This is a genomic window from Vibrio sp. Hal054, assembly GCF_037162405.1.
In the GTDB taxonomy this organism is placed as follows: Bacteria; Pseudomonadota; Gammaproteobacteria; order Enterobacterales; family Vibrionaceae; genus Vibrio; species Vibrio diazotrophicus.
This window is the reverse complement of record NZ_JARLUT010000002.1, coordinates 393,577-405,781: the sequence shown is the minus strand read 5'-3', so window position 1 is coordinate 405,781 and position 12,205 is coordinate 393,577. Positions and strand designations below refer to the sequence as shown.

At 41.4% G+C, this 12,205-nt stretch carries 12 protein-coding genes; 9 read left to right on the top strand and 3 right to left on the bottom strand.

Annotated features, from left to right (window positions below; all coding sequences use genetic code 11):
• Window positions 1–204: 204 nt before the first annotated feature.
• The 9 genes from vxrA to P4S58_RS17840 all read left to right on the top strand — a co-directional run bounded on the left by vxrA (window position 205) and on the right by P4S58_RS17840 (window position 8,406).
• Window positions 205–1,659 (top strand): sensor histidine kinase VxrA, encoded by a 1,455-nt coding sequence (gene vxrA, locus P4S58_RS17880; protein ID WP_042487018.1) that lies wholly within the window; start codon window positions 205–207, stop codon window positions 1,657–1,659.
• Complete coding sequence (gene vxrB / locus P4S58_RS17875; RefSeq protein ID WP_042487021.1) at window positions 1,634–2,293, top strand: response regulator transcription factor VxrB; 660 nt, start codon at window positions 1,634–1,636, stop codon at window positions 2,291–2,293. The genes vxrA and vxrB overlap by 26 nt, the downstream gene beginning before the upstream one ends.
• A gap of 3 nt (window positions 2,294–2,296) precedes the next feature.
• Complete coding sequence (locus P4S58_RS17870) at window positions 2,297–3,175, top strand: DUF2861 family protein (RefSeq protein ID WP_042487025.1); 879 nt, start codon at window positions 2,297–2,299, stop codon at window positions 3,173–3,175.
• A gap of 58 nt (window positions 3,176–3,233) precedes the next feature.
• Window positions 3,234–4,418 carry a conjugal transfer protein TraF gene (locus P4S58_RS17865; RefSeq protein WP_337164997.1) on the top strand — a complete coding sequence of 395 codons (1,185 nt, stop codon included), beginning with the start codon at window positions 3,234–3,236 and terminating at the stop codon, window positions 4,416–4,418.
• Between the two features lie 42 nt (window positions 4,419–4,460).
• Window positions 4,461–4,616: a YoaH family protein gene (locus tag P4S58_RS17860; protein ID WP_081878727.1), complete on the top strand. Its 156-nt coding sequence runs from the start codon at window positions 4,461–4,463 to the stop codon at window positions 4,614–4,616.
• A 782-nt stretch (window positions 4,617–5,398) separates the two neighbouring features.
• Window positions 5,399–5,665 carry a single-stranded DNA-binding protein gene (locus tag P4S58_RS17855; RefSeq protein ID WP_337164995.1) on the top strand — a complete coding sequence of 89 codons (267 nt, stop codon included), beginning with the start codon at window positions 5,399–5,401 and terminating at the stop codon, window positions 5,663–5,665.
• A 215-nt stretch (window positions 5,666–5,880) separates the two neighbouring features.
• Window positions 5,881–6,249, top strand: a complete 369-nt coding sequence (locus tag P4S58_RS17850) for a DUF3653 domain-containing protein (protein WP_337164994.1) — start codon at window positions 5,881–5,883, stop codon at window positions 6,247–6,249.
• A gap of 226 nt (window positions 6,250–6,475) precedes the next feature.
• Complete coding sequence (locus P4S58_RS17845; RefSeq protein WP_337164993.1) at window positions 6,476–7,549, top strand: hypothetical protein; 1,074 nt, start codon at window positions 6,476–6,478, stop codon at window positions 7,547–7,549.
• Window positions 7,550–7,569: 20 nt separating this feature from the next.
• Entirely contained in the window at window positions 7,570–8,406 is an 837-nt protein-coding gene (locus tag P4S58_RS17840) for a hypothetical protein (protein ID WP_337164991.1), read from the top strand.
• A gap of 533 nt (window positions 8,407–8,939) precedes the next feature.
• Here P4S58_RS17840 and P4S58_RS17835 read toward each other — a convergent pair.
• Genes P4S58_RS17835 through P4S58_RS17825 form a run of 3 tightly spaced genes read right to left on the bottom strand, consistent with a single transcriptional unit; the run spans window position 8,940 to window position 12,139 of the window.
• Complete coding sequence (locus tag P4S58_RS17835) at window positions 8,940–10,316, bottom strand: zonular occludens toxin domain-containing protein (protein ID WP_337164990.1); 1,377 nt, start codon at window positions 10,314–10,316, stop codon at window positions 8,940–8,942.
• A 4-nt stretch (window positions 10,317–10,320) separates the two neighbouring features.
• Window positions 10,321–10,662 (bottom strand): DUF2523 domain-containing protein, encoded by a 342-nt coding sequence (locus P4S58_RS17830; protein ID WP_102966808.1) that lies wholly within the window; start codon window positions 10,660–10,662, stop codon window positions 10,321–10,323.
• Between the two features lie 13 nt (window positions 10,663–10,675).
• Window positions 10,676–12,139, bottom strand: coding sequence for a hypothetical protein (locus tag P4S58_RS17825; protein ID WP_337164989.1), 1,464 nt, complete (start codon window positions 12,137–12,139; stop codon window positions 10,676–10,678).
• Window positions 12,140–12,205: the final 66 nt, after the last annotated feature.

The window sequence follows — 12,205 nt, the reverse complement described above, 5'->3', positions numbered from 1 at the left end:
TTGCTCTTTTTTTTGCTTGGAGTAGGCCGTATTCTCAAACAAAATTGGTACAAACGTACAGGTTCAGCAAAATCCGACAATTCACACATTGCAATCAATAAAACCGTAAATAAGTATTATTGACATCGATATAACATGCTAGATGTTCATTTTGAGCATAATACGTTATAGTTTTTTAAACTTATGATTTAACGAACAATCAAATTGATAAAAGCGATTAAATTAACATTTGCCCTAATTGTGACGACTTTTTCGGCTACTACATTTGCAGATTCGCTCCCAGAGCGTATTGATCTGTTCGTGTCGCTATTTGATTATGATTCCGCCGTCGACTTTTATGATATCAGAGGAATACAAACCGACTACCCAACTCGTTTACTTACCCCTGAAAGCATGCTCCCGCAAACAGCTCAATATCCAATAAAAGATATTCAAATGTTGTACAAGCTTGCATTGAATTGTGCTGGAAACCTTCCGCTAAATCCGTTGGTAACAGAGCCACTCGTTTTTACCAGAGCAACATGTAAAGGCACCCAGTTGTCTTCACGTTGGTTTGCTCGAAGTGGCCTGATTCACCCAGGTGGAGGCACATATGCTGAACGTTATGTAAAAAAGTATCCTGAAAAGCTTAATGAGCTAGAGCAATATATGCATATTCAGGAACGCGCAAAAGCGGAACCTAATACTTTATTAGGGCGCTTACAAGCGATGGATGAAGAGTCTATAACAGCATTGATCTCTGGAGCGATGATGTTCGCAGAAGGAGAGGAGCTTTGGCTTAGAAAAGGAGACGAGTATTACATTTTCGATAAAGATACGTGGGATGCGAACTCAACTCAGGCGGGATTAACATACAGTATTGCTTCAATAGACAATACTTGTTTTGTTCAACGAGGAAATATTTGCTGGAATGTTGAAGATCATTCCGATCTTTTGCGTATAAGTATGATCGGACTTGTTATCGCCAACATTTTGTTGGTGATCGGCTGGTCTATTTATCGTTGGAACAGTAAGCGACAAGAGATGAAAAGTCGCATGCTGGTACTGCAAATACTGACACATGAACTAAGAACACCCATCGCGAGTCTATCTCTTACTGTTGAAGGCTTTAGGCGAGAGTTTGAACGCTTACCAGATTCCTTATACGATGAGTTTCGCCGGTTGTGCGAAGACTCTAGACGTTTAAGACAGTTGGCTGAAGCAAGCAAAGACTATTTGCAATCAGACAATAAACCACTTGCAACTGATTGGGTTCCATCTGTGCAAGAATGGCTGCAGTATAAAGTGGAAGAAGAGTTTAATAATGATATTGAACTCGTCATTAATGATGATATTGCTGCGAAATTAAATGTATATTGGCTAGGCACATGCATAGACAATTTAATACGTAATGCCGTGAAGTACGGTGTTGCACCAGTGACGTTAGAAGTAATCACAAAATCTGATTCAGTGACGATTAAAGTTACTGATCAAGGGACACTAACAAACAAGGATTGGCGTCACCTACGTAAGCCATTTGTAAGTAAGAGTGGCTTAGGACTTGGCTTAACTATAGTAGAATCGATGGTCGATAGAATGGGCGGTAGAATGACCCTAATTGGCCCACCAACTACTTTTATATTGGAGATACCCTGTGAAACAGACGTTGCTTCTTGTTGAAGATGACAAAAACCTAGCTGATGGTCTTTTAGTAAGCTTAGAGCAAGCAGGATATGACTGTTTACATGCAGAAACAATCGCAGATGTTAAGCAGCATTGGGAAAAGGCTGATTTAGTGATTCTAGATCGCCAGCTTCCAGATGGTGATTCTGTTCAACATTTACCGGATTGGAAAAAGTTAAAAGATGTACCAGTCATCTTATTAACCGCGTTAGTAACAGTAAAAGATAAAGTAGCAGGCCTAGATGCAGGCGCTAACGATTATCTGACAAAACCTTTTGCTGAAGCAGAATTGTTCGCACGCGTTCGCGCTCAGTTACGTTCTCCGGAATCAGATGGTCAAGACGACACTAAAGTTGTGTTGCCAGAATTAACAATAGACAAAGCGACTCGTGATGTATTTTACAAAGGCGAATCGGTGACACTTACACGTACTGAGTTTGATTTGCTGCTTTTCTTAGCGAGCAACTTGGGTCGAGTATTTACGCGTGATGAACTGTTGGATCATGTTTGGGGTTACAACCATTTCCCAACAACACGAACGGTTGATACGCACGTTCTTCAACTACGCCAGAAATTGCCAGGTCTTGAGATCGAAACATTACGAGGCGTAGGATATAAGATGAAAGCGTAATCAATGCGAAAAATAGCATTCATCGTTGGCACGCTATGTTGCGTGCCATTAACTGCAAATAGTGTAGAGTGGTTTGAAAGCAATTCACCACTGACGCAAGCTCATCAGCGTCTTCTAAATAATGATCTCGAAAATATGTTCGTTTCACTTGTAGAAGTGTGGCAGCTCGAACATAACAAAAATATCAAAAATCACCTTAATGATTTGCTGCTCCAAGCCTTAACCGTGGATTGCGGCAAAGGATTAGATGCAAACCCTTTACCTAGTTGGATCTCATCAATCAATATTCGTCGGCTCGATATAAGAAGCCCAGGCAGAGATGCCTATCAGGTACTGGTTGATGCAAAGAGTCAAAAAGAACTCAATTCCATTGAACTCACACAATGGGTGGATAAACCTTTATCTGGTGATACAACGTTTACCAAAATTAACCGTGACAACGTCACTCAAGGTTCTACGTCATTTATCAAACGTTATAACTTAAACAATAAACCAGATATGGGTTTATATCGTTTAGATATTTCCACGTCAGACAACGAGTCATGGAGTACTTGGGTTATTTTTACCGAAAGTAGAGCAAAACAGACGGTTCGTTGGGCTTCCAAAGATCAATGGACAGTAGATAAGAATGCATTACTTAATCGTTTTTGCCCTTTACCCAAGCTAGACATTAATGTCTATGACTACATTGATGGAAAATATAAAGAAGTATGGTCAAAAGAATACGAGTCCGATTATCCAACAAATCTGGAAGCAACAGATCTTTCGCCTGATAGATACATTTTAGCGGTATCGATGACGCATCTTCGTTGGCAAGGACCGATTTCTATTGAGCAATCTCAGGTTATCAGTAAGACATATGATATTTCCGTAGAGGAATAACTAAAGTTAGTTCACAATATGCCGTTATAAACGAAAAGGAACTAACGCTTATATCGTCATGAATAATAAATTTAAATTTCTCACACTTTCTATTATGCTAAGCGCTCCTACGGCGTTTGCGGCTAACTATGCAATTGAAGCTCGCGGTGACGCAATGGGTGGAGTTGGTGTCGTATCTGGAAGCTTTCTTACCGGCCCGTTTTATAATCCCGCTTTAGTTGCAATATATCGCCGCAATGACGATGTAGGTATGATCCTTCCAAGTATTGGTTTTTCTTATGATGACCAAGATGGAATGATTGATGATTTGGACACCATTTCAGATATTCTCGATAAAGCAAATAATGGTGATTACAGCAATGTCGATCAGCTAGGAACAACTTTAGATCATATCAACGGCAGCATTCTCAATGCTGAGTTGGGTGGTGTTGTAGCATTCGCTATTCCAAACCAATTCATCGCTGCCAACGTTTACGGCAAAGCTTATTCAGAAACCTTCTCAAATCCGAAAATAGCGAGCGCGAGTTCTTGTGATCCGTCACTTACTACTCAACAGTGCACAGTTGACCGAGCACAACGCAGTACTGTAAATGCAGTATCAGTAGCAGTTACAGAAGTAGGGATATCATTAGCCAAATACCAAACCTTTCTCGGACAACATATAGCGTTTGGCGTAACTCCAAAGTTACAACGTATCTACACATATGTTTATGAAGCAAGCATGTCAAACTACGATTTGGCTGATGTTGCAGACAACGGCAATGGTGAAACTATGTTTAACCTTGATGCTGGTGCACTTTGGTTCTATGGGCCATTTCGAGTGGGCTTAGCTGCAAGTGACATGGTTAGTCGTGATGTACAAACACTGACAATACCATCTGCAGTGTCAGGTAATCCTTCACTTAGCTACCAATACGAAATGCGACCTCAATATACAGTGGGTGCAGGTATCGTTGCTGATTACTTTACGCTAAGTGTGGATTACGATCTCAATGAAAAAGAACGCTACGTTGATTTTAATGACAACACGCAGATGATTCGAGTTGGTGGTGAAATAGATATCCTTCGACAACTGAAGCTTAGAGCAGGTTATTACAAGAATCTCGCTTATGATGATAGCGAAGGAACGATAACTGCGGGTGTTGGTATTTCACCATTGAACTTGTTCCAGTTAGATTTGGCAGCAAGCTACACTAATGAAAATGCTATGGGCGCATACATTAACTTCCTTGCGAGTTACTAATCAACTGACTATAGTAGGGCTCCTATATTAGGAGCCTTTTTTATGTTTGATGATTTCCCACCTTTAACACATGCAGAACAGCAAGAAGCAGTCGAAAAGATACAAAGTTTAATGTCTGAAGGCATGAGCACTGCACAGGCAATAAAAATAGTTGCTGATGAGATTCGAAAAGCTAAGCAACAAGAGCAACAAAACTGAGACTGATAGGGCACGTAAGTGCCTTTTTTATTACCTCCAATTTCACTTCTCACACTCATCTAAACACTTGTAGCAATTACCCCTTAGGTATTGCTGCACTCTCTGCTAGCCATTAAAACCACCGCTGTAATTGTGTAAATCACAAAACCCCCATACCAAAACACAACAAAACCGTTAGATAAAACTATAAATCTTTCACTTTCAATAAGATGCAGCAGAGCTTTTCCCTGGTAAGTTTAGTGCCTTTTCTCGTTTTGTAATAAAATTACAGGTCACTTACGAGCGAGGTAATGGGCTAGTGTATTATTCTGTTTGGTTACGGTGTGATTGCTTACTTATCTCCAGAGCCTTATATACAGTTGCAAATTCGATATGGATTTAATCTATGAAGGATTATGAGTTGGTGCACTTAGTGAGCAGATAAAAGGCTATCTCGCTTGAGGTTAAATCAAGTGTTTGGAGTAATTCACTGGGGAAAGGTTGATACATTTAGCTAGTGACATTGTCACTTACTGCTTGTACAGAACGTTAAAATGCGTCGATTCAGAACTAACATTACTTCGCCTGCATAACATAAGCCGTCTTTTGCTTAATAAAGTCGTTGAATTTGGCTTCTCGATGAAGCTAATTGATATAGAAAAAGAATGTTCAAGCAGCAGGCCTAACCACTAAGTTCTTCGCTAAAATCAAAGACACCGATATGCAAAAGCTATTTTGTGGATACTACTATAGATATACAAGATGTGTGGAAGATGGATTCGTAACTCATATAGACAACTCTTTTGAAGAGATCTTCCCAGAACGTTCGTGTAGAAACTCGTAGCATCTCAAGTAAAGACGACAAACCAGGTCGCACGATCTACGAACAAATCGCGTACGCACATTTAGGCGGTAAGTTCCCAATAGAAATGAAGCTGACGCTTGAGAAAAACCAAGATCCGTACGCAGCTGGAACATACACGCTGCACAGTTCAAGTTATGTGGTAAATAACTTTGGTGGCTTAGAGCTAAAACGCTTTGGCATGTTGATTGAATCACTTGATGAGTAAATGCATTAATAAACATATGAGAGCTCCTTAGTTAGTATCTCTAAGGAGTGGCATTAATCTACGAACAGCATGAAATCAGCGCCTTATCTTCATCACATCTAAGTGCGCATTATTTCGCCTTATGGTAAATCAAATTAATTAGATTTCAGGCATTTAAGGGTAATTCTCTAGTGTAACATTCATTTACATTTCACCTTTTAATAAGGTGAAATCATATGAAGTACAACAAGATGCACAAAAATCTATTTTTCAGGGAAGTGATATGCGGTTTAACCGTCGAAGAGACGGCAAAACTGTGTTTTAAAACTGTGAGACAGGTCAAATTGTGGGACGGTGGCAAAACAGACATACCACCCGAGTGCAAAAGACTCATGCGAATGATTAAGGGCAGAGAACTGCACCACAAACCCGATTGGGAAGGGTTCCAAATGCGTGGCAACTATTTGATCCTTCCTAATGGTCAACAAATCACTTCACAACGACTTCTTACCGCTATTAGCGTGTTGGAAATCGAATCCGAGATAGAAATCAAAACAACGTCCAAATTAATTAAGTATGCACGTATGCTATCAAGAGTGATTTAAAGATTTTCGTGTCGGCTCAAACAAATAAAACGAACGGATTTTTATAGTACAAGAGCTACTGTTCGTTTGGCATGTTATACCGACACGGTCTACATTTTGTGTCTGAGGTCATATTTTGATTAAATAAAACAATGGTATACAAAATTACGCTCTGTATTTTCTTCTAAGCTAGTACAGAATGATTCTAGTTAAAAGATACTGTTAAGCGCTTCACATAGGAGTTAGAATGCGACTTTATCATTATGAAAAGTATTATAAGTTCTACCTCGGTACAGAGGAGAGGAATGATATAAATGAAGAAAATGCCAAGAAAGGGTATGAAATACCAGCAGGTTCAACTGTTAAGAAACCACCATTGGAACAGTGCAATGCTGATGAAATTCCCATCTTTGAAAATGATGAGTGGAAAATAGTCAAAGATCATTTTTGGAGACCTACTGTAGAAGAAATTAATTATGATGCAGGACGAAAAATGGACACGTTCCAATATATCGAGCCTAACATGTATGATTTCATGAAATACCCAAGCATGCCTCAACTATGTAACACTGGTTTAGTTGGCATGAGAATTCATCAATCTCTAATTATTATTAATAAAAAATTCCACCAATGCGTAGAAATGCATCGCTTAATATTGCAAGGTGGCGGGAATAATACTGTTTTTTCGCCAGCTAAGGGGACAGCAACATTTAACCCTTCAACGATGCATGAGTTTAAGACTGAGATGGAATCAATTGTCTTTATCATGCGTAGAGTATTGGATTCATTAGTTCAACTCACAGATCTTATGGTGAATTTTTCATCATTTGAAAAAACTAAAACCCTTGGTCATGAATCCATCGGTTCAGTGCTTTCACCAAATGCAAATAGAACACCCGTTGTGGGCATCATTATGGGTAATGAAGAATATGAACAGGACACAACAAATTTCCTAAAAATCTCAAATGATCTGTTCAATGGCTTCAAACATTCACTAATGCATGATGAGTCATTCAACCAAATTGGTGCTGAATATCCTACATTTGTAGGTTTCCTTGTTAAATATACAAATCATACAAAGACTATTCAGTACCATAATCACAACGCTTACCACCTTATGATGGGATTCCAGGATTGTATCGCTCGAATTCTACGCAACCAAGAAACCTATAGATATAGAACAGCAAAAAAAACAGCGCTTAACAAACGCTTCAAGAGGGACAGCCAACGCGTGGCATTTTTATTATGCGTTGGTTTTTGTGATTACGGTGTTATGCGGAAAGTTAGTAGTAGCGTTGGCTACCCCTTAATCGGGCGTTAGTTTTAGAAAGGAGTTAATCGTTGGAAGATGGATTAAATGCTATAGCACGAGCTATAGCCAGTTTACAGTCAAACCCAATCAAAGATTATGTATTTCCAACCGTAAGTGCACTTTCTACTGCGGCGCTGGGTGCGTGGGCCGCATTTTATGCGGTCTCGACTCAAGAATACAATCGCGTTCAAATTCAAAATGTCGATGCACTTAATGGGACGCTTTTGAACGCAAGCGAGGCGCGAAATTGTTTAATTGCAATAAAAAGTAATTACTTCCAGCGGTTAACGACACATCCATTTGAACGAATACTAGCGATCCCTCCATTAGTATTGAATGCGGCGCCGATTAGCTTTCATGTCGCTTCTTTAGCTTTTCTTGTTCCTTCAGAAAATACGGAAAACATTTCTAAGTGGCAGCGAATTGAATATATAGAAACACTCTTTAAAAATTATAATAACTTGCTCAATATTTGGAAAATGCGAAATGAACTGATGCAACAGATTATGCCTCATGTTATGCAATTTCGTGGCAGAAACGTTGAATTTGAGAAACTTGACCAAGTCATTGGCTGTGGTCAGCTAGCTATGCTATCTGATCTGACTGAGCATGCATTAATGATTACGGATGACTTAGTAGTTGAGCTAAGCTGCTTTTTATTAGGTTTTTCCGATGTTTCTAAAAAATCTGTACCGAAAAAAATTAAGAAGAAGTATCGAAAGATAATCAATGTCAACTTGCCTGACAACGATGAATCCAAGAATCTATTATCTATTTCCCCAGAGCTTGATTTTAATCTTGCAAGTAAAATACATAACGTAGCTCAAGACGATCTAAGACACAGATATCGTAGGCTTTATCTATAATAAAACTAACAAACGGCTCAAGAGGGATTGTCAAAGAAGAAAAAATAAAATGCGTAAGTGGTCGGTTTAACCAACGCACATAACAAGGCGCTTAAGTCGGACTGCCAACGCTTGGCATTTGCTGTCACCTTGTAGTTATGTGGAAAGTACCCCCGTAGTACATACTCGGGGGTTTGCTCCGTTCCTCCGCCTCCTCAGTCCTCGTCGTTGTGCGTCCCGTCGCCAAAACCCCAAAACAAAACCCATTAAAGAAAGATGAAAACCTCTTTCGACACTCAAGAGGTTTAACGCTGGTAAGACATCGAGAAAATGCTTTAGGCTCTTGCGCTTGTTGAAGCTCTTATTCAAGCTTGGCAGGAAGAAGGTGTTTTTTTCTGATCTAACCAACGCAGAATACTAACCGCGCCAGTTAAGTGTCGTGGAAATGCTGAACTTTGCCGAGTGGCTTGGTGTCACCGTTCGCAGGCTTGCTCACTGCATCCCCCTAAAGGGGGATAGTTGTCAGGTATGTCATTTAAAATGACATACCAAGATTAGAAAACAGACCCGAGTTTGATGTCTGCTTGTTCGGTGGTGTTTTGTGGTATGTCTTTCTCTTTGGGCTTACAAAAAACATTCAACTGGACGGCCTCCTTAGTCAGCCGCAATAAGCAATCATCGAAATGGACATAGCTGATATTGTTTGCCCTTAGAAACGCATCATTAAACCTGTACGTTCCATCGGGCGTGTTGGCCTCCAACGTCACCATAAATCGAAATTCTTTACCGCTACGTTGCGTCACATGGCCAGTGTAATAGAGGTTCTGAATCTCATACAATCCAAGCATTTTGCGCATCAGTTCAAGCCTGTTTGATGCAAGAGAAATTGAATCACCGGCACGAGCGTTAGACGTACCGCTATTCCCACCATTAGATACATCGCCACCACTTTGAGCGCCGCCTTTAGCCACCCCAGTGGACGAGTCAGAAACTTGAGACTCATTGACCGACGAGGACGGTTGCGCATCTTTCTCAGAAGCACCAAAAACCAGACCGGATAAACCATAAACAAAGTACCCCATGCACCCTATACCAATAACAAACGTCGCTAAGAACTTCGGGTTCTTATACAACACATTCACCGCACCAGACTCTTTTGCGGTACCTGTCGCAGTGGACTTGTAAAGCAAGAACGCCTCAAGCGGTATTTTTACACTCAAAACGTTTGGATCTTTTCCTTTGGGGATGACAGGCGTTGCCGTATTTTTAGGGTGTTTGTATATGTACGGCTTACGACGCGCCCAAAACATGCCGTCATTGCCTTTGTGGAAAAAGCATTGTTCAGCACAGGCGCGGATTGCCGTATCAATCTGACCCCAATCAGGCGACAGTAACTCAATATCCCAGTTGTATTTGCGGTGACGCATGAATCCTTCATTGAACGAAAACGGATAGATAATCCGTCCTTGTGCGTCGTATTCCGCTTGCCCTCGGTCGTCCACTTCCGACGCATCGAGTTGAGTCATATCAACGGGCAGGTATCGAGAGTGAAAGAACGCTTCGTAGTCTTTGGGCAGGTTCGGCAGAAAATCCGAAAGAGGGCGACCGGACACTTTTTCCATACGAAAGCCGATGTTCTTAGAAAAGATATCCTGGCATTCATCAATCACAATCAGTGCGCCCAGTGGACACCACGAGAAAAAGTGTTGCCATAGGTCAATACCGTTCTTGTCTCGACTGAATATCCGAATCAACCGAGCCGTAGAAGGAAAGGTGATATCGAGACGTTTCTCGATTTCCTCAAGTGGTTGCATCCCTTCAATGTTGGTCACAACCACACGGCCAGCTTTAAGGGCAGGGAGTATCACAAAATGACATACATAGGATGATTTGTAAGAGCCATTCGCCCCCGTTCTTATCGTAATCGCCATGTCATCACCTCAGCATCTTCATCACAAAGCCAGTCGATAGAAAGTTGAAGTAAACGCCAATCGCGTGAGGCACACCGAACGCATAAGCGTAGTACCTCAACTCGTCCGGTAAAGCATTAAACGCACTGGCAACCACCGAGTTAAACCCGATTTCCTTGAGTAACAACTGCGCGGTGGTGTAATAGACTTGCATCGTCCAGATAAGCCAAGTCAGTTTGGCTTTGATGTACCAAACGTTAATGTAGGCCATGAGTTGTTGGAAGTAGGTCGGAATGAAATCGAAGAACTCGACAACGGTCTGACCGACATCCCCAAGCGCATTTAAAATGTCTAACAGAAATTGCATACAAACCTCCGTGTTATTTCACTAAGAAACGAACGCCAAACAGCACCGCTAGGAACACCAGAACGGCAGCGATTAGGCTTGAATTGTCTAAAAGAGCAGGGAATACACTAGAGCCGAAGGAATACTCACGCCCTCGAATGTGAAACTTCCAACGGTGCTCAACATACTGGCCGCCATTGAGTTCAGAAGAATCAAACGAAAACAGACCTTGCATCGCTTTCATTTGCTCGGAGTATTCGGTTTTCAGTGTCTCGATTTCGGCTTGCATGTCAGTTAGAGTATTTTCGCCATAGAGACCCGTACCGTTGAAATCAATTTTTCCCTCAGAGCCACGAGTCGAAAGTCCATCACCGTTCAGTGTGCCAACGATTGAATCAATCCCATCACCAATACCTTGCAGCTCGGTATTGATGCCCTCAAAGCCGTCACCCAATGCAGTGGATAAACCGTCAACCGTTCCTGATAGGGTGCCGATGTCGTCAGACAGTCCAGAGACATCACCGGACAGAGACGAAATTGCAGACATCACCTCCGTATTGTCACCAGAGCCGCCCTCGATATTGTTAATGGCATTTTGAACAGCAGAAAGTTGAGTAGACAATCCAGCAATAGAGGCCGCATTGTCTTTGACCAGTTTGGCGGTTGGCGTGGTATCGCTATAAAGCGTCTGCATAATACTGCCGTGCATGTTGCCGATTTGATTAGAAAGATTTCCGGCTGATATACCAATCTGGCTATTGATGGAGCCCGCCGACATGGCGACTTCAGAGCGAATCAAGGAGGTATTAGATTCAGATAAAGCATCTTGCTTTTCAAGCAGTGAGCCCAAATTGGAAAAACCAGACTCAAGCGCATCAATGATGCTTGATTCAGTGTCGTTCAACCAACTAGCGATAGTGGTAGACTGTGTTAACACTCTGTCATTGGTGTATTTATTGATTCGGTCTTCTGTATAAAAAAGTTTGCCATCGATATCAGCGTTAAGCTTTTTATTTGATTGCTCATGTAAGTATTTGGCGTATTTAGCCACGTCCTTTAAACCATCACATTTGATTTTAAGGTCATTACCAATACTTCCCGCATTTTCACAGACCGTTTCAACATGAGACGGTTGCGTGACAGGATTATTCGAACTGTCGCCACCATCACCACCGCTACCATTATCATTAGGTGAACAGTCACCGTTAACATCACAAGAGCCGTCAGTATCATCAGACCCCGAACACGATTCCCCAGTGGTAAAAAACGCAGCCGTACAGTAACCAACCGTTTCACTGCACGTCCATGTTGAGGTGCTGCTAAAATTATCCTCTGCTCGACACCCGTTCGTACAGGTGGAATAAATCTGACTGGTACCCAGAGGAAACTTTAAAACAGGTGTATCCCCAATGGGACAATCCGCAGCACGAGAGAACGACGAGAAAAGGACAACCAATAAAAAGAGGATCATCAAACAGGTATTAATCGCACTACGCATCGTCATTCCTTTAAACAAAAAACGCCCCCATCAGGAGGCGTTAATACCAGTGTAAAAGCCGTATAT